At 71.3% G+C, this 20825-nt stretch carries 21 protein-coding genes, 1 other RNA gene and 1 pseudogene; 18 read left to right on the top strand and 5 right to left on the bottom strand.

The features are described 5' to 3' along the window. Positions 1-5 precede the first annotated feature (5 nt). Genes GA0070614_RS08465 through GA0070614_RS08450 form a run of 4 tightly spaced genes read left to right on the top strand, consistent with a single transcriptional unit; the run spans position 6 to position 4161 of the window. Positions 6-1385 (top strand): DUF1501 domain-containing protein, encoded by a 1380-nt coding sequence (locus GA0070614_RS08465; RefSeq protein WP_088975431.1) that lies wholly within the window; start codon positions 6-8, stop codon positions 1383-1385. After that, positions 1382-2803: a ferredoxin reductase family protein gene (locus GA0070614_RS08460; protein ID WP_088975430.1), complete on the top strand. Its 1422-nt coding sequence runs from the start codon at positions 1382-1384 to the stop codon at positions 2801-2803. The genes GA0070614_RS08465 and GA0070614_RS08460 overlap by 4 nt, the downstream gene beginning before the upstream one ends. 13 nt (positions 2804-2816) lie before the next feature. Continuing rightward, positions 2817-3389, top strand: coding sequence for an FMN-binding protein (locus GA0070614_RS08455; protein WP_088975429.1), 573 nt, complete (start codon positions 2817-2819; stop codon positions 3387-3389). A gap of 49 nt (positions 3390-3438) precedes the next feature. Next, positions 3439-4161, top strand: coding sequence for an FAD:protein FMN transferase (locus GA0070614_RS08450; protein WP_088979321.1), 723 nt, complete (start codon positions 3439-3441; stop codon positions 4159-4161). Between the two features lie 141 nt (positions 4162-4302). Here the strand turns inward: GA0070614_RS08450 and GA0070614_RS30525 are convergent, their stop codons facing one another. Together GA0070614_RS30525 and GA0070614_RS08440 are read right to left on the bottom strand one after the other, a co-directional pair. Continuing rightward, positions 4303-4464: a hypothetical protein gene (locus GA0070614_RS30525; protein ID WP_172892395.1), complete on the bottom strand. Its 162-nt coding sequence runs from the start codon at positions 4462-4464 to the stop codon at positions 4303-4305. Between the two features lie 90 nt (positions 4465-4554). Beyond that, complete coding sequence (locus tag GA0070614_RS08440) at positions 4555-5226, bottom strand: bifunctional DNA primase/polymerase (RefSeq protein ID WP_088975427.1); 672 nt, start codon at positions 5224-5226, stop codon at positions 4555-4557. Positions 5227-5475: 249 nt separating this feature from the next. Between GA0070614_RS08440 and GA0070614_RS08435 the strand changes: the two genes are divergently transcribed. The 7 genes and pseudogenes from GA0070614_RS08435 (at position 5476) to mctP (ending at position 12413) form a co-directional block, all read left to right on the top strand. Beyond that, on the top strand, positions 5476-6702 hold the full coding sequence (locus GA0070614_RS08435) for a helix-turn-helix domain-containing protein (protein ID WP_088975426.1): 1227 nt from the start codon (positions 5476-5478) through the stop codon (positions 6700-6702). A 16-nt stretch (positions 6703-6718) separates the two neighbouring features. After that, positions 6719-7297, top strand: coding sequence for a flavoprotein (locus GA0070614_RS08430; protein ID WP_088975425.1), 579 nt, complete (start codon positions 6719-6721; stop codon positions 7295-7297). A 208-nt stretch (positions 7298-7505) separates the two neighbouring features. After that, a complete protein-coding gene (locus GA0070614_RS08425) occupies positions 7506-8378 on the top strand; it encodes a Nif3-like dinuclear metal center hexameric protein (protein WP_088975424.1) in 873 nt (290 codons plus the stop codon). Next, complete coding sequence (locus tag GA0070614_RS08420) at positions 8368-9105, top strand: zinc ribbon domain-containing protein (RefSeq protein WP_088975423.1); 738 nt, start codon at positions 8368-8370, stop codon at positions 9103-9105. Before GA0070614_RS08425 ends, GA0070614_RS08420 begins: the two co-directional genes overlap by 11 nt. 3 nt (positions 9106-9108) lie before the next feature. Further along, positions 9109-10308 (top strand): bifunctional RNase H/acid phosphatase, encoded by a 1200-nt coding sequence (locus tag GA0070614_RS08415; protein WP_088975422.1) that lies wholly within the window; start codon positions 9109-9111, stop codon positions 10306-10308. 150 nt (positions 10309-10458) lie between these two features. Next, positions 10459-10692: pseudogene (locus tag GA0070614_RS08410) on the top strand (DUF3311 domain-containing protein); the annotation flags it as partial. 65 nt (positions 10693-10757) lie between these two features. Then, entirely contained in the window at positions 10758-12413 is a 1656-nt protein-coding gene (gene mctP / locus GA0070614_RS08405; protein WP_088975421.1) for a monocarboxylate uptake permease MctP, read from the top strand. 102 nt (positions 12414-12515) lie between these two features. On the opposite strand, the gene GA0070614_RS08400 is transcribed toward mctP, so the two are convergent. Continuing rightward, a complete protein-coding gene (locus tag GA0070614_RS08400; RefSeq protein ID WP_088975420.1) occupies positions 12516-13277 on the bottom strand; it encodes a sulfite exporter TauE/SafE family protein in 762 nt (253 codons plus the stop codon). 142 nt (positions 13278-13419) lie between these two features. On the opposite strand from GA0070614_RS08400, the gene GA0070614_RS08395 reads away from it, so the two are divergent. The 6 genes from GA0070614_RS08395 (at position 13420) to GA0070614_RS08370 (ending at position 19179) form a co-directional block, all read left to right on the top strand. Further along, the gene (locus GA0070614_RS08395; protein ID WP_088975419.1) at positions 13420-13938 is read left to right on the top strand and encodes a SigE family RNA polymerase sigma factor; all 519 of its coding nucleotides are present in this window, start codon (positions 13420-13422) and stop codon (positions 13936-13938) included. Further along, positions 13935-15347, top strand: a complete 1413-nt coding sequence (locus tag GA0070614_RS08390; protein ID WP_157744963.1) for a hypothetical protein — start codon at positions 13935-13937, stop codon at positions 15345-15347. Before GA0070614_RS08395 ends, GA0070614_RS08390 begins: the two co-directional genes overlap by 4 nt. Positions 15348-15433: 86 nt before the next feature. Continuing rightward, an RNA gene (rnpB, locus tag GA0070614_RS08385) (RNase P RNA component class A) lies at positions 15434-15851 on the top strand. 386 nt (positions 15852-16237) lie between these two features. Then, positions 16238-16612 carry a hypothetical protein gene (locus GA0070614_RS31080; protein ID WP_231933583.1) on the top strand — a complete coding sequence of 125 codons (375 nt, stop codon included), beginning with the start codon at positions 16238-16240 and terminating at the stop codon, positions 16610-16612. A gap of 219 nt (positions 16613-16831) precedes the next feature. Continuing rightward, positions 16832-18262 (top strand): hypothetical protein, encoded by a 1431-nt coding sequence (locus tag GA0070614_RS30155; protein WP_157744962.1) that lies wholly within the window; start codon positions 16832-16834, stop codon positions 18260-18262. A gap of 722 nt (positions 18263-18984) precedes the next feature. Next, on the top strand, positions 18985-19179 hold the full coding sequence (locus GA0070614_RS08370) for a helix-turn-helix transcriptional regulator (RefSeq protein ID WP_408630742.1): 195 nt from the start codon (positions 18985-18987) through the stop codon (positions 19177-19179). 112 nt (positions 19180-19291) lie between these two features. Here GA0070614_RS08370 and GA0070614_RS31075 read toward each other — a convergent pair whose 3' ends face one another. Both GA0070614_RS31075 and GA0070614_RS31070 read right to left on the bottom strand, forming a co-directional pair. Continuing rightward, positions 19292-19555, bottom strand: coding sequence for an HAD-IA family hydrolase (locus GA0070614_RS31075; RefSeq protein WP_231933670.1), 264 nt, complete (start codon positions 19553-19555; stop codon positions 19292-19294). A gap of 20 nt (positions 19556-19575) precedes the next feature. Continuing rightward, positions 19576-19914 carry a hypothetical protein gene (locus GA0070614_RS31070; protein WP_231933582.1) on the bottom strand — a complete coding sequence of 113 codons (339 nt, stop codon included), beginning with the start codon at positions 19912-19914 and terminating at the stop codon, positions 19576-19578. An 88-nt stretch (positions 19915-20002) separates the two neighbouring features. On the opposite strand from GA0070614_RS31070, the gene GA0070614_RS08360 reads away from it, so the two are divergent. Continuing rightward, on the top strand, positions 20003-20788 hold the full coding sequence (locus GA0070614_RS08360; RefSeq protein ID WP_088975415.1) for a maleylpyruvate isomerase family mycothiol-dependent enzyme: 786 nt from the start codon (positions 20003-20005) through the stop codon (positions 20786-20788). The last annotated feature ends 37 nt before the right edge of the window (positions 20789-20825 follow it).

Raw genomic sequence — 20825 nt, 5'->3', positions numbered from 1 at the left:
ACCCGATGGAGAAGACTGTGCACTCGTTCCCCCTGCACCCCGAATGCCCCGACGTGCGGCGGCTGGCCGACGACCCGGCCGAGGCGCTGCTGCGCGCGGAGGCCGACGTCGTCGCCGCCGAGAACGCCGCCGAACGGGACCGCTACCGCCGGCTGGAGGACCTGGAGGAGGCCCAGCAGGACGGGCGGGGGGTGACCCGGCGGACCTTCGTCGCCGGCGCCGCCGCCACCGCCACCGCGCTGGCCACCGCCCAGTTCGTCACCACCTCCGCGTCGTTCGCCGCGACGAAGACCGGCACCCTGATCCACGTCTTCCTCTACGGCGGGCTGGACGGGCTGAGCCTGGTCGCCCCCGCCGAGGACCCGGTGCTGGCCAAGGCCCGCCCCGACCTGCTGCTCGGCGACGACTCGCTGGCGCTGGGCCGCGGCTTCAAGCTGACCAGCGCGTTCGCGCCGCTGGAGAAGTGGCTGCGGGCCGGGCAGCTCGGGTTCGTCCCGGCGGTCTCCGACGAGCGGCTGTCCCGCAGCCACTTCCAGGCCGCCGACGCCTGCAACCTCGGCGGCCTGCCCGGCGAGACCGGTGGCCGGGGCTGGCTGGACAGCCTGGTCGACGCGCTCGGCAAGGGCACCGCGTTCCGCAGCGTCGGCATCGGCAGCACGCTGCCCCGGTCGCTGGTCGGCACCAACGGCGCGCTCTCGATCAACAACGTCGGCTCGCTGCGGCTCAACGGCGACGAGAAGTACCGGGCGGCCACCGAGAAGGCGATCCGTGGCCTGTTCACCGGGATCAACCACCCGGTCCAGGAGGCGGTGCTCGACGGCATGTCGGCGCTGAGCACCGCGCAGAAGCTGTCGGCCCGGCCGTACCAGCCGGCCGCGGGCGTGGAGTACCAGGGCGTCGGCTCCGCGTTCCAGCAGCTCGCCCAGCTCATCAAGGGCGGGGCGAACGTCCGGGTGGCCACGGTCGGCATGGGCGGCTACGACACCCACGAGAACCAGGGCACCCGTCCCGGCGGGCAGCTGCACCGGCGGCTCAACGAACTGGCCAAAGCGCTGGCCGCGTTCTTCACCGACCTCGGTGAGCAGGCCGCCGACGTCACGGTCATGGTCTCCAGCGAGTTCGGCCGGCGGGTCGCCTCCAACGGCGGCGGCACCGACCACGGCCACGGCGGAGTGGTGACCATCCTGTCCGGCCGCAAGCTCGCCGGCTCGCTGCTCGGCGCCTGGAACGGATTGAACGATCTGGACTCCGGCGACGTACCCGAGTACAACAACATGTTCAACGTCTACGGAAGCGTGGCGCAGGGACGGTTCGGCCTGACCAACGCCGAGGTGGACAAGATCTTCCCGAGGCAGAAGTACACCCCCATGAAGCTGTACGCGTGACGTACCAGGACACCTGGGCCGCCGGCCGTCGTACCGGGACGAGTTCCCCGTACGGCGGCCGTTCGGCTGCCCCCGTACCCCCGACGCCGGCGCCGCCGCGACGCGGGCCCGGCGGCCGGCGGGCCCTGGCCCTGCTCTTCTGGACGGGCCTGGTGGCCGCCGTGCTGCCGTGGTGGCTGGACACCCCGGCCGGGTCGATGAAGGACACCGGCGACCTGCTCACCGCCGCCGGGCGGATCACCGGGCTGGTCGCCGGCTACCTGCTGCTGGTGCAGGTGCTGATGATGAGCCGCCTCGGCGTGCTGGAACGCTGGGTCGGCGGCGAACGGATCTCCCGCCTGCACCGCGACCTCGGCGCCACCCTGCTCGTCGCGGTGCTGGCCCACCTGTCGCTGCTGCTGGTCGCCTACGCCGAGGCCGACGGGCAGTCCGTGCTCGGCGAGGTGGGCGTGCTGCTGCGCGACTACGAGGACATGCTCTCCGCGTTCGTCGCCGCCGGCGTCATGGTGCTGGTCGGGGTCACCGGCGTCCGGGCGATCCGCACCGTCCTGCCCTACGAACTCTGGTACCACCTGCACCTGGCCAGCTACGCCGCGCTGCTGCTCGGCTTCGGCCACCAGTTCAGCAACGGCGCGCAGCTGCACCCGCCCGGACCGGTGCGCACCGGCTGGATCGCCGCCTACCTGCTGGTGCTCGCCGCCCTGCTCTGGGGGCGGGTGGTCGCCCCGCTGCGCTTCAACCTGCGGCACCGGCTGAGCGTGGCCGACGTGGTGGCGGAGAGCCCGGACACCATCTCGATCTACCTGACCGGCCGGCGGCTCAACCAGATCGACATGCTCGGCGGGCAGTACTTCCGTTGGCGCTTCCTGGCCCGGGGCTGCTGGTGGCAGTCGCACCCGTTCTCGCTCTCCGCCGCGGCCAACGGCCGCTGGCTGCGGCTGACCGTCAAGGTCGTCGGCACGCACACCGCCGACCTGCGCGACCTCGACCCCGGCACCCGCGTCTGGGCGGAGGGCCCGTCCGGCACCTTCACCGCCGCCCACCGGACGAGGGAGCGGGCGCTGCTGATCGCCGGCGGCAGCGGCATCGCGCCGCTGCGGGCGATGCTGGAGGAGCTGCCGCCCGGCGCCGCGCTCATCTACCGCGCCCGTACCCCCGCCGACGTGCTGATGCACCAGGAGCTGGACTGGCTGGCCCAGGCCCGGCACACCTCCGTCTGGTACGTGATCGGCTCCCGCGACGACCCCGGCCCCCGGCAGGTGATGAGCCCGGACGGGCTGCGCCGCCTGGTGCCGGACGTGGCCCGCCGCGACGTCTACCTCTGCGGCCCGGCCGGCCTGGTCCAGGAGTCGGTCCGGGCGCTGCGCGCCGCGGGCGTGCCCCGCCGGCAGATCCACCTCGCCACGTTCGAGCTGTAGAGAGGCACCCCAGATGCGTCGCGCGCTCCTCGCGATCACCGGCCTGGCCGCCGGCACCACCGCCCTGGTGGTGCTCAAGGGCCCCCCGGGGGCCGGCCAGGTCGCCGCCGTCGCGCAGCCACCCGTCGCCCCCGCCCCCGCCGACCCGTCCGCGCGGCCCGAGGCCACCCCCACCCCGGCCGCCTCCGGTCGGGCCCCGTCCGCCCGCCCCACCGACGGGGCGAAGCGGAGCCCGACCGCCCGGGCCGACACCGCCGCCCCCCGACCGGCGGCGCCCGCCCCCACCACCAGCGCGCCGAGGCCCACCCTGCGCACCGTCAGCGGCCCGCAGGTCAGCTACGAGTACGGCACCCTGTCGGTCCAGATCACCCTCTCCGGCACCCGCATCGTCAACGCCACCGGCATCGGGTTGCCGCAGAGCGGGCAGTCGGGGCAGCGCAGCGACAACGTGCAGGCCACCTACAGCGGGACGTCCGGCGAGGTGGTGCGCCGGCAGAGCGCTGACCTGGACACCGTCTCCGACGCCACCGCTACCAGCGAGGCGTACCAGCGGTCGTTGCAGGCCGCGATCGACCGGGCCCGCTGAGGTGCCGGTGGCGCCGGTCCGGCCCGGCCTGCGCCGGGTCGCGCAGATCATGGGTACGGCGATCAGCCTGGACCTGGCCGACGACCTGCCCGCCGCGACCCTGCACGAGCTGGCCGAGCAGACCTTCGACTGGCTGCGCGAGGTCGACGCCCGGTTCAGCACCTGGCGCGACGACAGCGAGGTGTGCCGCCTCGACCGGGGCGAGCTGGCGCCGGCCGAGGCGTCGGCCAACCTGCGGGCGGTGCTGGACCGCTGCGCCGACCTGTGGCGGGCCACCGACGGGTTCTTCGACGCGTACGCCACCGGCCGGCTCGACCCGTCCGGCTACGTGAAGGGCTGGTCGGCGCAGGTCGCCTCGGACCGGCTGGTCGCCGCCGGGGCGGGCAACCACTGCCTCAACGCCGGCGGCGACGTGGTGGTGCGCGGGCTGTCCCCGACCGGACTGCCGTGGCGGATCGGCGTCGCGCACCCGTGGGACCCGACGGCTACCTGCCTGGTGCTCGCCGGCACCGACCTGGCGGTCGCCACGTCCGGCGTGCAGCATCGGGGCCACCACGTCCACGACCCGCGCCGGGGTGTGCCGGCCCGTGGACTGCGCTCGGTCACCGTGGTCGGGGCGGACCTGGGCCTGGCCGACGCGTACGCGACCGCCGCGATGGCGATGGGGGAGTCCGGCGTCGGTTGGCTCGACCGCCTCGACGGCCACCTGCACGCCGTCGTCACCGACGACGCCCGCCTCCTCCACTCCACGGCCCTCCCCCTCGCCCCCTGACCCGCCTCCACCCCGCCCTCTTCCCGCTGCCTCCACCCCGCGCCCTTCCCGCTGCACTTTCAGAGAAAGAGTGGCTAACGACGGCGGAATAGCGCCACTTTCTCTGAAAGTGCGCGGCCAGGCGGCGGTGGTGGGGGAGGGTCAGCGGGCGGGGCGGCGGGTGCCGGCGGGGTGGGTGGCCGAGGGGCGGGCGCGTTCCGGGCGGGATCCGCCCGGGCGGGTGCCCGACCAGCGGTACGGCCGGCGGTGGTGCGGTGGCGGTTCGGCGCCGCCGGGGTGCCGTGCCGCGTCGTCCCTGGACATCTCGTACCCCCGCTCCTGGCGCGAGCGCGCCGTCACCGGTTCAACGACCCGGCCGCCGGGCGGGTCGCTGTCGGACCTCGTGGAGTCGGATCAGTGACCCCGGCGGGGCAGCGGTAGCTGGCCGGGGAGCAGGTCCGGGGTGAGCGTCACCCCGGTGGCCCGCAGCGCCTCGACGATGGTGTTCTGCACCAGGTACGAGTCGGGCAGCCGCCAGCGCGCCTGCTCCGGGGCGACCGCCCACCGGACCGGGCCCTCGGGCAGCCGGGTCGGCGGGGCGGCGACCCACGAGCCGGGCCCGTGGCGTACGACGTGGAAGCAGTGCTCCAGTTCGGGGCGGAGCGGGTCGCCGGGGCGGACCAGGAACATCCACCGGCCGGTCGGGGTCACCAGCACCGGGCCGCGCACGCCCGGGCCGGCCGGGTGCGACGGGATCGCGTCGAGGACGTGCCGGCCGAGGTGTGCCGCCACCTCCAGCACGTCGAAGGCGCGTCCGGTGGGCAGCAGCACCCCGTGCGGGCGGCTGCGCCACCAGGTCGCCACCCGGGCCGGGTCGGCGCTGGCGGCGTGCTCCCAGTCCTCCAGGGCGGGGTGGCAGCCGACGGTCGGGCAGCCGGCCCGGCCGCAGACGAAGCGGCTGCGGGCCAGGCAGGCGCCGGGGGTCACCTCCCAGCCGTGCACGGCGTACCGCACGGCGATCCGGCGCAGCCGGACCCGTTCGATCGACGACAGTTGAGCGACCCGCGGTCCGACGTTCCCCCACATTCTCCTGATCTCCCCTCGCCCCGAACGAACGTCCCGTCAGGCAACATGTCGAGCGCCGTCACTGCCGTAACCCGCGATCGTTGAGCTGTCGAACGGCTCGTGCAACTTGCACGAAAAGTACGAGGACTGGCCGTACGGCTGACGCACAACCTGTGCGACCAGCGAAAACCTGATTCGGACGGACCGCCGCGCCCGCGGGGGGTCGGCCGGGTGATCCACCGGACGGCTGACGAGGGGGAGGAGCAGGGGATGGACGAGCTACCCATAGGGCGGCGGGTCGCCTACTGGCGCGGGCGGCGCAAGATGTCCCAGCAGGTCTTCGCCGACCGGCTGGGCAAGTCCAAGAGCTGGGTCGACAAGGTCGAGCGGGGCGTGCGCCGGCTCGACAAGTTCTCCGTCCTCTACGAGATCGCCGACATCCTCCAGGTCGACGTGCAACTGCTGCTCGGCAAGGACCCGGAGCGGCGCACCGACGCGCTCAACTGCATCGACCAGATCGAGGTGCAGGAGATCCGGGCCGCCCTGGAGCGGTACGACTCGATGAGCGCGTACTTCGACGCCGCGCCGTACCCGCCGCCGCTGGCCGACATGCGCAAGGCGGTCAACCACGCCTGGCTCACCTACCAGTACGGCCGCTACGGCATGCTCACCCGGGCCCTGCCGAAGCTGCTGCGCGACGCCCAGGCCGCCGACGCCGGCTTCGGCGGCGACCAGGCGAAGGAGGCCGCCCACCTGCTCGGGCAGGTCTACCAGATCGCCTCCTCGGTGCTGCGCAAGCTCGGTGAGTGCGACCTGGCGTGGCTCGCCGCCGACCGGTCGATGGCGGTCGCCCAGCGCGCCGACGACCAGCTGCTGGCCGGCGTGGCCACCACCCGGGTCTGCAACGCCCTGGTCGCCATGGGCCGGGCCCGCCCCGCGCTGGAGCTGAACGTCACCATCGCCAACCGGCTCGCCCCCGGCGGCATGAACGACGCCGAGCCGGACCGGCTCTCCGTCTACGGGATGCTGCTGCTGCAGGGCGCGATGGCCGCCGCCCGGATCGGCGACTCGGCGACCGTGGACGACCTGTTCAACGGCGCGCACGAGGCGGCCACCATGCTCGGCAGCGACCAGGACCACTACTGGACCTCGTTCGGCCCGACCAACCTGGAGCTGCACCGCGCCGCCGCCGCGGTCGAGCTGGGTGACGGCGGGCGGGCCGTGGACATCCACCAGCGCATCCCGGAGCCGGCGTTCAACGCGCTGCTGCCCGAGCGCCGCGCGCACCACCTGCTCGACATCGCCCGGGGGTACGCCCAGATCGGCGACGTCGCCAACGCCGGGGAGATGCTGCTGCGCGGCGACCGGCTCGCCCCCTCGGAGATCCGCTGCCGGCCGATCGCGCACGAGGTGATGTCGGACGTGCTGCGTCGCACACGGGGTGCGCCGCCTCCGCCGATTGCGGAGTTGGCTGAGCACATGGGAGTCGGAGTATGAACGCGGTGCCGGCCGGATGAGCGGTCCGCACCCCACCAGCGAGCGCCGTGAGGTGCTCTACGTCATCGCCTGCGGTTCGCCGCTGGCACGTCACATCGGTCGCCTCGTCGAGCTGGCCCAGCGCGACGGCTGGGACGTCTGCGTGGTCACCACGCCGGACGGGGCGAAGTTCGTCGACCGGGCCGCGCTGGCCCGGCAGACCGGCCACCCGGTGCGCACCCACTACAAGAACGCGGGTGACCCGGACCTGCTGCCCCCGGCCGACGCGATGATCGTCTGCCCGGCGACGGTCAACACCGTCAACAAGTGGGCGGCGGGGATCACCGACACGCTCGCGCTGGGCCTGTTGATCGAGGGACAGGGCAAGGGGCTGCCGGTGGTGGCGGTCCCGTTCACCAACGCCGCGATGGCCGCGCACCCGTCGTTCCAGGCCGGCCTGGCCCGGCTGCGGGAGTGGGGCACCACGGTGCTCTACGGCGAGCACGTCGTCCCGCTGCACCCGCCGGGCACCGGGGAGCGTCACCTGCACGCCTTCCCGTGGGAGGCGGCGGTGGCCGCCCTGCCCGACCGGTGCCGCCTCACCCCGGCCGCCTGACCGGGCCGCGGCGAGCCGACCCGGGCCGGGCCGCGGCGAGCCACCGTTCGCGGTGTGTCACGGTGTTCGCGAGCAAGGACACCGCGACACACCGCAAACGGAGTCGATCATGTCCGTCCGGCCACCTCGACGGGTGGCGGCTGTGCCGGGGAACACGGGCGGCGGGCGTGGCCGTGCTTCCCGGTCCGCGCCGGTAAGCTGACCGGCCGTGAGCACAACCGCAGCCCCACCGACCGTGGCCGACGTGGTGGCGGCGCTGGAGCGCCGGTACCCACGGGCCTGGGCCGAGGAGTGGGACCGGGTCGGCCTGGTGCTCGGCGAGCCCACCACCGCCGTACGCCGGGTCGCCTGCGTGGTCGACGTGGTGCCGGAGACGGTCGCCGAGGCGCTCGCCGCCGGGGCGGACATGATCGTGGCGCACCACCCGCTGCTGCTGCGCGGCGTCTCCTCGGTCGCCCCGACGACGTACAAGGGGCGGATCGTGCACGACCTGATCCGCGCCGACGTGGCCCTGTACGTGGCGCACACCAACGCCGACGTGGCGGACCCGGGTGTCTCCGACGCCCTCGCCGCCCGGTTCGGGCTGACCGGGCTGCGCCCGCTGCACCGCCCCGCCCCGGGCTCGGCGGCCGACGGGCCGGGCCGGGGGATCGGCCGGATCGGCGAGCTGCCCGCCCCGATGACCCTGGCCGAGCTGACCCGGCACGCCGCCGACGTGCTGCCCGCCACCGCCTGGGGCGTCCGCGCCGCCGGCGACCCGGAGCGGGTGGTGCGTACCCTCGCGGTCAGCGGCGGCTCCGGCGACTCCTTCCTCGCCGAGGCGAGCGCCGCCGGGGTGGACGCCTTCCTCACCGCCGACCTGCGGCACCACCCGGCCGGTGAGCACCTCGCCGCCGGTGGCCCCGCCCTGCTGGACGCCGCCCACTGGGCGACCGAACGACCCTGGCTGGACGACCTGGCCGCCCACCTCCGGGCCGACCTCGGCGTGCAGACCGTGGTGTCCGATCTGGACACCGACCCCTGGACCGTGCACGCCGCCGCGCCCACACTGGACGACAAGGAGCCCCACCGTGAAGGCTGAACCCCAGGTCCAGCGCCGCCTGCTCGACCTCCAGGCGATCGACACCTCGCTGGCCCAGCTCGCCCACCGTCGCCGGGCGCTGCCCGAGCGGGCCGAGCTGGAGGCCCTCGCGCGTGAGCTGTCCGCGCTGGAGGACGAGCGGGTCCGGGCCCAGGTCGCCGTCGACGACCTGGACCGCGACATCGCCCGGCTGGAGAAGGACATCGACCAGGTCCGCGCCCGCAAGAGCAAGGACGAGGACCGGCTCGCCGCCGGCACCGGCCCGGCCCGGGAGCTGGAGGCGCTCCAGCACGAGCTGGTCTCGCTCAACCGCCGGCAGGGCGACCTGGAGGACGCCGAGCTGGAGCTGATGGAGCAGCGGGAGACCGCGCAGGGCGTCCTCGACGGGATCGAGGCCAAGCTGGCCGACGCGCGGGAGCGGCGCGCGGCGGCGGAGCAGCGCCGCGACGACAGCCTGGCCGAGATCGCCAAGGAAGAGGAGTTCAAGAAGGCGGCGCGCAAGCCGCTCGCCGCCGACCTCCCCGCCGACCTGGTGACCCTGTACGACAAGATCCGCGAGGACACCGGCCTGGGCGCGGCGCTGCTCACCGCCGGGCGCTGCGGCGGCTGCCGGCTGGAGCTCTCCGGCGCGGACCTGGCCCGGATCCGCAAGTCGGCCCCGGACGACGTGGTCCGTTGCGAGGAGTGCCGCCGGATCATGGTCCGCACCAACGAGTCGGGTCTGTAGCCGGTGGCGGTGCGCGCGGTCGTCGTCGAGGCCGACGGCGGGTCCCGGGGCAATCCCGGGCCGGCCGGCTACGGCGCGGTGGTCCGGGACCGGGACTCCGGTGAGGTGCTGGCGGAACGCTCGGAGGCGATCGGGACGAACACCAACAACGTGGCCGAGTACCGGGGGCTGATCGCCGGTCTGGAGGCCGCCGCCGAGCTGGGCGCGTCCGAGGTCGAGGCGCGGATGGACTCGAAGCTGGTGGTCGAGCAGATGTCCGGCCGCTGGCAGATCAAGCATCCGGGGCTGCGCCCGCTCGCCGCGCAGGCCGCCGCGCTGGTCGACCGCTTCGACTCGGTCCGGTTCAGCTGGATTCCCCGGGAGCGCAACAAGCACGCCGACGCGCTGGCCAACGCGGCGATGGACGCCGCCGCCGGCACAGTGGTCCAGCGGGTCGAGGCCGAGGCGCCGCGTGCGGTGGCGGCTCCCGACTCGCCGGCCCGCGTCGCCGCCCGCGAGGCGGCCGCCCGCGCCGCGACCCGTACCGGCGGCAGCGACCCGGCGACGGTCAAGCCCTCCTGGGAGCCTCGGCCGAGCTTCACCGCCACCCGGCTGATCCTGGTCCGGCACGGCGAGACCGAGTGGACCGTCCAGCAGCGCTACGCCGGCCGCGCCGACGTGCCGCTGTCCGACACCGGCCGGGCCCAGGCCCGGGCCACGGCCGCCCGGGTGGCCCAGCTCGCCCCGTCCGTCGCGGCCGTGCTCAGCTCACCGCTGTCCCGGTGTACGGCCACCGCCGAGGCGATCGCCGCGGCGCTGGGCGACCTCCCGGTACGCCGGCAGGACGACTGGATCGAGTGCGACTTCGGCGACTGGGACGGTCGCACCTTCGCCGAGGTGCGCGAGGGCTGGCCGGGTGAGCTGGACGCCTGGCTCGCCTCGACCCGGGTCGCCCCGCCCGGCGGGGAGTCCTTCGCCACCGTCGCCGAACGGACCGCCCGGGCCGTGGCGGGGCTGCGGGAGGCGTACCCGGGGGAGACGGTGGTCGTGGTCTCGCACGTCTCGCCGATCAAGCTGGCGCTGCGCGACGCCCTCGCGGCCGGCGACGACTTCCTGCACCGGCTCTACCTGGACGCGGCCGGCATCTCGGTGTTCGACATGTGGCCCGACGGCGGGGTCGCGGTCCGCTCGGTCAACGACACCGCCCACCTCGCCGCCCGCTGATCTCCTGGCCGCCCGGCCGTCGACCTGTGCCGTTCGGCGCAGGTTGGCGGCCGTTCGGCGCAGCGGACTCCTCCGATCGAACGTGACCGCGCTCACACGGCCGTAGCCTCCGGCCGTCACATGGCGAGTTACGACTTACCGGAGGTGTGTATGGCTGCACCGGACCCGGAGACGCCGCAGGCGGCGTCGTCCAGGGCGAAGGACCACAGCCCCTGGAACTGGTTGCTCTTCATCCCGATCGTGGTGCCGCTGATCCCGGCCCTCTTCAACGCGGACTCGCCCAGGATCCTCGGCTTCCCGCGCTTCTACTGGCTGCAACTGGCCTACATCCTGCTCGGCGTGGCCACCACGACGCTGGTGTACCAGATGACGAAGAAGCGGGGCGCCGTGAGCGCGAGGAGTGAGCCGGGCCTGCGAGCCCCGCAGCCGCGATCAGAGGAGGACCGCTGATGTGGCGCGACCATCTCACCGAGATCATCATCTTCACGGCGCTCTTCCTGCTGGTCAGCGCGATGGGGTTCGTGGCGGCCCGGTGGCGGGCGCCGCGCGACATGGCCCACCTCGACGAGTGGGGGCTGGGCGGGCGCAACTTCGGCGGCTGGATCACCTGGTTCCTGGTCGGCGGTGACCTCTACACGGCGTACACCTTCGTGGCGGTGCCGGCGCTGGTGTTCGGCGCGGGCGCGATGGGCTTCTTCGCGGTGCCGTACACGATCGTCATCTACCCGCTGGTCTTCCTGGTGCTCTGCCGGCTCTGGTCGGTCTCGCACCGGCACGGGTTCGTCACCCCGGCCGACTTCGTCCGTCGCCGGTTCGACTCGCCGGTGCTGGCGCTGCTGGTGGCGATCACCGGCATCGTCGCGACCATGCCGTACATCGCGCTGCAACTGGTCGGCATCGAGGCGGTGCTCAAGACGATGGGCGTGACCGGGGAGAGCGCGCTGGCCCGGCACCTGCCGATCATCATCGCCTTCGCGATCCTCGCCGCGTACACGTACCAGTCGGGGCTGCGGGCGCCGGCGCTTATCGCGTTCGTCAAGGACACCCTGATCTACATCGTGATCCTGGTGGCGGTGCTCTGGCTGCCGTACAAGCTGGGCGGCTGGGGCGCGATCTTCGACTCCGCCGAGGCGAAGTTCGCCGCGTCACCGAACCCGAACGACGGCGTCCTGCTCAACGCCAACAACCAGCTCCAGTACGTCACCCTGGCGTTCGGCTCGGCGCTGGCGCTCTTCCTCTACCCGCACAGCATCACCGGCGTGCTGGCCAGTCGGAACCGGGACGTGATCAAGCGGAACATGTCGGCGCTGCCCGCGTACAGCCTGCTGCTCGGGCTGATCGCGCTGCTCGGCTACATGGCCATCGCGGCCGACGTGAAGCCGCTGCCGGGGGCGACGGCCGGCAGCACGGACGGCAACACCATCGTGCCGGTCCTGTTCGACCAGCAGTTCCCCGACTGGTTCGCCGGGGTGGCGTACGCGGCCATCGGCATCGGCGCGCTGGTGCCGGCGGCGATCATGTCGATCGCGGCGGCGAACCTGTTCACCCGCAACATCTACAAGGAGTACCTGAAGCGGGACGCCACCGCGGCCCAGGAGGCCAACGTCTCCAAGATCACCTCGCTGGTGGTGAAGGTCGGGGCGGTGGCCTGCATCGTCTTCCTCGACCCGCAGTTCTCCATCGACCTCCAGCTCATCGGCGGCGTGATCATCCTGCAGACGCTGCCGGCGGTGGCGTTGGGCCTCTACACCCGTTGGTTCCACCGGGGCGCGCTGGTCGCCGGCTGGGCGGCCGGCATGAGCGTGGGCATGTGGATGCTCTACCAGATCGGCAACCCGGTGACCGGCCGCAAGCACTTCGCCGGCTCCGCCTTCCCGCTGTCGGAGTTCGGCTTCGACACCAAGAAGACGATCTACGTGGGCATCGTGGCCGTCCTGGTGAACCTGGTGGTCGCGGCGTTGGTGACGCTGGCGCTGCGGGCGGCGAAGGTCGCCGACGGGGTCGACGGCACCGCGTCCGACGACTACTTCGCCGACGAGGGTGACCCGCGGGTCACCCCCGGCCCGAACCGGGACGCCGACGCCGCCCCGGAACCGGTCGCCTGACCGGGCAGGCCGGGCCCCTGCCCACCGCACCCGGTGGCGCAGGGGCCCGGCCGGCTGCGGCTGCCGGGGTACATCCAGGTCGACCGACCGGGGGCCGGGCGGTCAGCGGAACGCGCGCCAGAGCAGGTAGAGGCCGATCACCGTGCCGAAGGCCACGATCACCGTCCGGAGCACCACCGACGGCAGCCGGCGGACCAGCCGGGCGCCGGCGTACCCGCCGACCAGGGTGGCCGGCGCTACCACCGCGACCGCCGCCCAGTTCACCGGCCCGAACAGCGCGAACACCGCCACCGTGGTCACCCCGACCACGGCCGAGAGCAGGTTCTTCACCGCGGTCACCCGGGCCAGCGTCGCGTCCAGCACCAGGCCCAGGCCGGCGACCAGCATCACCCCCAGCGCCGCGCCGAAGTAGCCGCCGTACACCGCGCCGACGGCCACCATGGCCTGCACGCCGACGGTACGCCGACGCGGCGACAGGTCGCGCGGATGCCCGACCAGCCGGCGCAGCGGCACCTGGAAGGCCAGCACCGCGGTCGCGCCGAGCACCAGGAACGGCACGACCAGCTCGAACGCCCGGGCCGGGGTGGCCAGCAGCAGCAGACAGCCCACCAGCGTGCCCACGACGGCGGTCGGCACCAGCGCGGCCAGCTTCCGGCCCGGCGGCAGGTCGACCCGGCTGCCCGCCACACTGGACAGGTAGCCGGGGCAGACCGAGACCGAGTTGCTGACGTTCGCCGGCACGGGCGGCAGCCCCACCGCGATCAGCGCGGGAAAGGTGATCAGGGAACCACCGCCGGCCACCGCGTTCACCGTGCCCGCGGCGAGACCGGCGGCGAGCAGGAGCACGGCGTCGGAGAGATCCATGGTGCCCCGAGGCTAGTACGCTCCGGTCGAGGACGCTCGGTCTCACCGCTCTCTCAACCTTCCCGGCCCCTGCCGCGTCGTTCCCTTCGACGGCGCGCGACGGAGGGAGCCGAGGTGCGGGATCGACACGGGGGGCCGGGGCGTGGATGACGCCGAGTTCCGGGAGTTCGTCGAGGCGAGGTACGCCGAGCTGTTGCGCACGGCGTACCTGCTGACCGGCAGCCGCGACGCCGCGCAGGACCTCGTGCACGACGCCCTGCTCAAGGTGATGCGGCACTGGCGCCGGGTCGACGAGCCGATCGCGTACGTGCGCCGGGCCATGGTCAACGAGCGCACCAGCCGGTGGCGGCGGATCGGGCTGCGCGAGCTGCTCACCTCCGCCGTGCCCGACCGGGCCGGCCCGGACTCCGCCGACGCCGTCGTCGCCCGCGACGAACTGCTGGCCGCGTTGGACCGGCTGCCCGCCCGGATGCGCACCGTGCTGGTGCTGCGCTACTGGGAGGACCTGCCCGAGGCCGAGGTGGCACAGGCGATGGGCTGTTCGGTCGGGACGGTGAAGAGCCAGGCCGCGCGTGGCCTGGCCCGGCTCAGGGACGTGCTGGGAAGCGGGGTCGCCGGACGGCCGGAGCTGACCGGCAGGCTGATGGGGGAGCGGGCGTGAGCGTGGACGAACTCCGGGTGGGACTGGCCCGGATCGCGGCGACGGTGGTGCCGGACGAGGACCCGTACGGTCGCCTCCTGCGACAGGCGCGGCGGCGCCGGCGGCGTCGGCTCGCGAGCCTCGGCGCGGCGCTGGCCGCCCTCCTGACGGCCACCCTCGCCGGCCCCGGTCTCCTCGGCGCCGCCGGCCCGGACCCGACGGCGGACGACATCCACGGCCACCCGGTCGACTCCGCGTGGACCTGGCGACTGGTCGACTCCCCGACCCGGGGCAACCTGGCCGGGGACACCCGCTTCCTCGCCGAGCTGACCGGGCGGCTGCGGTCCACCGACCGGCTGTCCGTCGCCCCGGAACTGTCGACCGTGAAGGTGCTCTGGGCGGACGACTCGACCGGCCTGCGCAGCGTCGTCCTCGCCTACCACTCCGACACCGCCGCCGCGCTGGTCAGCCTCCGGGCCGCTGCCGGCACGCCGCCGGGGGAGCTGGTGCGCGGCGGCACCATGGAGGCGAACCTGCCGGCGGAGCCCTTCGTCGCCCTGGACGTCAGCCACGACGAGCACCGCCGGCTGCTCGGGCTGGCGCCGACCGGCTGCATCCTGTCGTACGACCGCTCGGGGCGGCTCAGCGGCGCAATGCACCGGCGGTGGCAGCCGGCACCCGACGGTGACCACCTGATGGTCGAGCACACCCTCGCCCGGGGCTGGTGGCGGGTCGAGTGCGACGGCCGCCTGCGGCAGGCCGGCCCGATCCAACCGCACGGTTGGGGCATCGACACCGCTTGGCGGCGGGCGCCGGGCGTCCGGCCCGACCCGGCGGTGACCGCCGCATGGCCGACGGTGCGCGGCGCGGACATCGCGTACCGCAACCTGGTGGACCTCAGCGGGCTGGTCGGCGCATCGTTGCCGGAGGTGCGCTGGGCGGGCCGGCTCGACGGGGACGAGGCGGTCCTCGCCGGGACGGCCGGGCGGGACAGCCCGCTGGTGCTCCAGGTGGGCACCGGCGGTGGGGGACTGGTCGCGCTCGCCCCCGCCGGGCAGGCCGGACCGGACACCCCGCGCGCGGACGAGCCGGGGCAGGGCAGGCGTCCGCTGGTCGCCACCGGGGTGACCGTCGCGTACGACGTGGCCGCCGTCCGGGTGCCGGCCGTCGTCGACGGGTACCCGGTGCTCACCGACCGCCTGCTGGTGGTGCCGCGACCGACCGCCGTACGGGTGGAGGCGGTCGCGGACGGCCGGGTCCGCGCCACCGCCCCGGTACGCGACGGCGCCGCCGTGCTCACCCTGCCGCTCGGCGCGCGGGTGACCCTGCGCGCGGTGGACGGCACCGGCGCGGTGGTCGGCTCGGGGCTGCTGCGGGAACCGGCCCATGGCGAGCGGCTGTTCGACGAGCCACTGGTCCGGGACTGGTAGCGCGATGCCCCCGCCGCCGTCGGTGACCCGGTGGCGGGGTGGAAATGGGCACGGCCACCGCGTCGTTAGGATGAGAGCGCGACGGACGAGTCGACCGGGCGGTCGCGTCGGCGGGCTCCGGCCCGCCGCCGAGGAACGTCCGGACTCCACAGGGCAGGGTGGTTGCTAACGGCAACCCGGGGTGACCCGCGGGACAGTGCCACAGAAAACAGACCGCCGGCCCGATAAGGGACGGTAAGGGTGAAACGGTGGGGTAAGAGCCCACCAGCACCCCGGGTGACCGGGGTGGCTCGGTAAACCCCACCCGGAGCAAGGCCAAGAAAGGGCCGTCACCGCAAGATGACGGCTCGGCGCAGACGCTCGAGGGCTGCCCGCCCGATGTCTGCGGGTAGGCCGCAGGAGCCTGTCGGCGACGGCAGGCCGAGATGGATGGCCGCCGCCGGCGCGGATCCCGCGAGGGGTACGCGCCGCGCACAGAATCCGGCGTACAGGTCGACTCGTCCGTCGCCCACCGGCTCAGAGCCGTGATCAAGGCTCTGAGCTGGTGCTTTGTCTGGTGCAATTGGTTGGCCTTGGTCATCGTTGGGTGGCGTTTGACGGCCTGGCCACGGCCTGGGACGGCCTGCGCGAGGGCTCAGCAGACCTTGAATTCGATCTGCTCCCCGGCTTCGTCCTGAGGGCCTTCAGCGGTGCGTGGGCTCTGCCGGTGTGCCGCCGGCCGTCGTAGAGGTCGGGCACATCCCGGCGGTGGGGCCGGCGCCGCGACCGGGTGACCCGGTGGCAAGCCAGTCCCGGGGTTGGACTGGCGCGGCAGACGGAAGCCCCAACGCACCCGCTGGCTTCCGTAGCGGCCTCGGTGGTCCCATTCGTGGATGAGGTGGGATGAGTGCGTGCCGGAGCTGCTGGCGCACCTGGGGGAGATGGGTCTGGTCGGGCTGGTCAAGATCGACGGGGAGCGGGAGCGCAAGCCCTGGACCGTGGTGATTTCGGGTCAGCGGCTCGATGGTGCGGCGATCAGGGTCGACGGCCACAGCCTCGATTACTGCCTGCGGCATGCGGTCGCCGCGCTTCACCAGCTCTTCCCGGACGAACTCGCGCTGAGCTCAGATCCGACGATGGGCGGTGTCCCGGCGGCTGTCGGTGGCTCACCGCCCCGGCGCCGTAGGCGGCCGGGGCGGCTTGCCGCCGGCCGGGCTTGCCGCCCCGCACCGCGCGGAGCGCGGTGCCTTGATCTAGAAAAGAGCTATTCGGCAGTGCTTCGATAGAACTATTCGCCTGACGTCCACGTCGTGCGCCAGGGTGTAGGTGCCGGTAGCGCGACCTATCCGTCGATGTTGCAGGCCAAGGGTAGTTCTCTGGTCGACGCGGAGGCTACCGATTCATGTCGGTTATCTGACTGATAATCGGCTCTACCTGGGTCCGAGTATAAGGTCTCAAGCTGCCAGATCGCATCGGAGTGATCGTGGATTGAGGAATCGGAAACCATGAACATCCTGTCGCAAGTGGTTCCTGGTCTACGTGACACGCGTACACCATTCTCGGTGGGCCTACTTTGGTCAGGTACGTTGTGGCTAATTTTTTTTCTAATCCCGAAGCAGGATTGGCGAAGCTCGCAGATCAAGCCCGTAGTAGAGCCACTTCAGGATCTTCCCGACCAAATCCTGCTTGTTTTTGGCCTTTTCTTAGTCTACTTGCTGGGCATCTTGCTGGAGATGCTAAGTAGGATCTTCTGGGGGCTATGCACGCTCGCCTTCGTGCTTTTCGTTGCTGGAGTGATACTTCTTACTTTCCGTAGCACCAGGGCGGCAGTCTCGCTTAGCCTGCTCCTTCTTTTCGCATTCGTATCCTATGTCGCTCTAGCTGCATCGAGACTGCGGCGGAAGCTTCAAGATGAGCCGTACCTAAAGGTGCTGGAAGACACCACTTTTCAGGTGCTAGAGTCGCTTGGGGCGCGTATAGCTACATTTTTTCGACAAGTTCGGGAAATTGCGGAACCGGATTACGGGAGCTTTCAAGAGCTGCTCAAGACTGATCTTGAGTTAGCGTTCGGAGAAAACCCAGACATTCTTAACAATGCGCTAGAGGCTATGACTCCAGCGACTCTAAGTAAGGCGACCGAAGCGACTCGCGTTAGCAACCATGACCTCTACGCATTCGCTAGCGAGGCTGAAAAGCCAAAGATTGTGCGAGCGTCTGATGCTTCACTATTAAATTTCTACATACGTCGCGACGAGCGCATTGCCCAGTTGGCACGCGAGGCAATGGCCCAGAAATTGAGAGAAGAATCAACGGCTCGAGTGGAGTTTGCTATTGCCGTATTCAATCTGGCGGCTCAGCGGGACCGACTCCGCGCGCGGATGGAACAGGCTGAGGTGGCGCTACGAGTAAATTACAAGGATCTCTACAATGAGATTGACCGCATCCGGTCGGAAGGAGAGTTCCGCAAAGGTGTCTCCTGGCCGTTGGCAGCCTTTTCGATTTCGGCAGTTCTAACAATATACGACTTCCTCGGCTTTAGGGTAACCTCTAACGGGGTGGTATTGCTGGTTTTCGCAGCATGTGCGGCGGGCGTGATGATCTATGCCGCTGGAACGGGTCGCACTCGACGTGCGAACCAGTTGCTGTACGCTTGCCTATTGCAGAATCTGGTAGGCGTGACGCGAGAGAAGCTCTACGGCGACGAGCTGTTTATTCCACTCGAACGGCCCCGTATCGAGCGAACTCCAGAAATTAGGAGACGAGTCAAGGAAATTCTGCGGCAAGCAACTCTGCATGGGTTGGATCGGGTTGCGTCAAGAATTAGACCCAATTCGCCGCAAGGTGCTTCAGGGGCATCGCCTGATCCGAAAGATTCTGATCTTCTCGCGCAGATCACCAGTAGAGATGAAAGCAAGGTCACTCGGAATCACATGTGATCCGCCCTCTTTGTTGCATTATTCCTTACAGCATGTGTATGCGGATCTGTCTGCGAATGTAGCAACTTTACGCCTCCCTTAAGAACGTACAGTTCTCTGCGAACTGAAGCGTCGCCCTTCTTGTCCAGTTGATATCCGTCCAGCCATGTCCATCCATCGTAGGTGTGGAGGTCGGAGCGGATCTTGATAAGGCGGAAGAAGATCGGTCGTACGAATTGAGGGCTGGCTGTGCGGGTCAGATGTAACACGTCACCGGCCTTCACGTCGGCCCTTCCTGTCTCGCCAGGCGCGTAGGGTCTCGCGGGCGGCCGCGAGGCGCGGGCATCCGTCGTCAGAGCACTTCGAGCAGACCGAACAGTGGTGGAAGTCGATGACGTAGCCGGCCATCAAGACGGGGAACGGGGGTTCTGGTCGCCACTGAGGGATAGGCATGGATCACCTCTGGTTGAGGCGCTTGAGGGCCTTTGACGAACGCCAGGCGGCGGCCATGGTCATCAAGGGCTGTTCTGGAACCGGGACGGCGGCTCGGCCGATCCACCTCTGCGCCTTCAGATGATGCTTGGATGGGACTGGCTCACCGGCCACATAGTCCACCGGCTGACCAGGGCGCTGGAACCACTTGAACCTAGTCATGCGTTAAGAGTAAACGACTAGAGTGCTAGAGAACTAGGTGTCCGTCAACTTGATACATGCCTAGTCGACGCATGCCTAGCGTCAGCGTCATGGGCAAGAAGCTGCGGTTGGTGGGTTCGGGCGAGATCCGGATCATGCTGGGCGGCGTCTCCCGGCAGCGCGTCTACCAGATCACCAACCGACGCGATTTCCCTGAGCCTGTGGCAACGCTCCAGATGGGCAACGTGTGGCTCGCCGAGGACGTTGAGGCGTGGATCGCCACCAGGCGCGGAGACTTGGACTAGCTTGCCGCCGGCGCCTGGCTGTCTTGCGCGGTGTGCGTCGAACTCAGGACTGAGGCAAGGAGAACGCCCCGGTCATGATCTCCCGGGGCGCTCGTGTCCGGTGGTTGCGGTGCTACAGCTCGTCGACGGCGAACGCCGCCACCATCTCGGCCATGCTGTCGATGACTGCCTCTGCGGCGGTGAACCGTTCGCGCTTGCCGGGCTTGTTGGCGTACCCGATGGCGGCGATTCCGGCGGCGTGGGCGGCTTCGATGTCGGTAGCGGAGTCACCGACCAGCACGCATTCCGCTTGCTCGGCGCCCAACTCGCGGATGGCTGCCAGCACCGGGAACGGGTCCGGCTTCATCTTTTCGGGAGCTGCCTCGGGCCGACCGATGACCGGGTGTACGTAGCCGGTCAGTCGGCGGGCGGCCAGGTAAGCATGGACGGACCCAGCCGATTTTTGGAGACGACGGCGACTCGGCGGCCAGTCTGGTGGGCGGCGACGATGACCTCTCGGCCGTACGGCGTGGGCTGGGCGGTGCGGGCCGCGGTGACCTCCTCGCGGGTCATCGCCTCGTCAATCAGATGAACGACCGCGGGGCGTCCAAGCGCTGCGGTGAAGCGCAGCACGGCGAGCGGGTCGCGTTCGGCCAGGATCTCGGGCGGCAGCGCCGCAGGCTGATGTACACCTTGGTCGAGTGGCAGCCGTACGAGTGACTCTGCGCGTTGCGGATGTCGTTGTCCGTGCGTCAATCAAGGGCACGTATCAGTGCCGGGGCGACCGCCGCGCCGGCTGCGAAATTCGCTGTCCGGTCGTCGGAGCACAGTGGTACAAAACCGGATGCATGCGATCCTCACGTTCTCTGATCATCTGCGGCTGATCAACGAACGGTCGACCGCCTTCCGCGCTGCGGTCGCCGCAGCACCCAGCCTCGACCTGCAGGTGCCGACCCATCCTGAGCGGACGCTGTTCGATCTCGTGCAACACGTGGGCATGGGCCGCCGCAAATCAGCCGCAATCGTCGCCGCAGGACCCGCAGACGCGCCTCCGGAGAAGTCGGCTTGGGAGGACGGCATGGGTGCGCCTCGGGAACGCGAGGCTCTGCTGGCCTGGTGGACCGAGTCCGTCGAGCAGTTGACGAGCGCGCTGCGTGAGGCCGGCCCGGATCGCGGTTGTTGGACGTGGTGGGACGACTCGCCGTCACCGCAAACCTCTGGTGCATGGGCGCGGCGCCAGGTTCCCGAGATCGCGGTGTACACCTACGACGCCCAGCTCACGGTGGGTGCCCCGCAGCCGCTACCGGAGGAGGTCGCCCTCGACGGTTTCGACGACTGCCAGTTCACCCTCTGCGCGACGACGGTCGCCTGGCCGCACGCCCCCGCCATCGTCGATTACCACGCCACCGAGGGCCACTCCTGGCGCCTTCGGCTTTCCCCCGACGGCGCGCAGGTCGCCCACCTCACGCCCGCTGCCGGCGAGGACCCCGACACGGCCGACGCCTCCGCCCGTGGCACGGGCAGTGACCTGGTCCTGTTCTTCTACGGCCGCATACCGCTGGATTCGCTGACGTTCGAAGGCGACCGTCGCATCTTCGATCAGCTCGCCGCCTGGGACCCGTCCGTGTGACAACCGACGACATGCGATCTTCGCACCTGCGACGCCT

It is taken from the genome of Micromonospora coxensis (genome assembly GCF_900090295.1).
Classification (GTDB): Bacteria; Actinomycetota; Actinomycetes; order Mycobacteriales; family Micromonosporaceae; genus Micromonospora; species Micromonospora coxensis.
Note: the sequence above shows the minus strand (reverse complement) of the source record. Positions and strands in the feature narration are given on the sequence as shown.

Coding starts and splice junctions, on each gene's coding strand:
- GA0070614_RS08465 (WP_088975431.1), top strand. CDS start 6: ATGGAGAAGACTGTGCACTCGTTCCCCCTGCACCCCGAATGCCCCGAC.
- GA0070614_RS08455 (WP_088975429.1), top strand. CDS start 2,817: ATGCGTCGCGCGCTCCTCGCGATCACCGGCCTGGCCGCCGGCACCACC.
- GA0070614_RS08450 (WP_088979321.1), top strand. CDS start 3,439: ATGGGTACGGCGATCAGCCTGGACCTGGCCGACGACCTGCCCGCCGCG.
- GA0070614_RS30525 (WP_172892395.1), bottom strand. CDS start 4,464: ATGTCCAGGGACGACGCGGCACGGCACCCCGGCGGCGCCGAACCGCCA.
- GA0070614_RS08440 (WP_088975427.1), bottom strand. CDS start 5,226: ATGTGGGGGAACGTCGGACCGCGGGTCGCTCAACTGTCGTCGATCGAA.
- GA0070614_RS08435 (WP_088975426.1), top strand. CDS start 5,476: ATGGACGAGCTACCCATAGGGCGGCGGGTCGCCTACTGGCGCGGGCGG.
- GA0070614_RS08430 (WP_088975425.1), top strand. CDS start 6,719: ATGAGCGGTCCGCACCCCACCAGCGAGCGCCGTGAGGTGCTCTACGTC.
- mctP (WP_088975421.1), top strand. CDS start 10,758: ATGTGGCGCGACCATCTCACCGAGATCATCATCTTCACGGCGCTCTTC.
- GA0070614_RS08400 (WP_088975420.1), bottom strand. CDS start 13,277: ATGGATCTCTCCGACGCCGTGCTCCTGCTCGCCGCCGGTCTCGCCGCG.
- GA0070614_RS30155 (WP_157744962.1), top strand. CDS start 16,832: ATGAACATCCTGTCGCAAGTGGTTCCTGGTCTACGTGACACGCGTACA.
- GA0070614_RS08370 (WP_408630742.1), top strand. CDS start 18,985: ATGGGCAAGAAGCTGCGGTTGGTGGGTTCGGGCGAGATCCGGATCATG.
- GA0070614_RS08360 (WP_088975415.1), top strand. CDS start 20,003: ATGCATGCGATCCTCACGTTCTCTGATCATCTGCGGCTGATCAACGAA.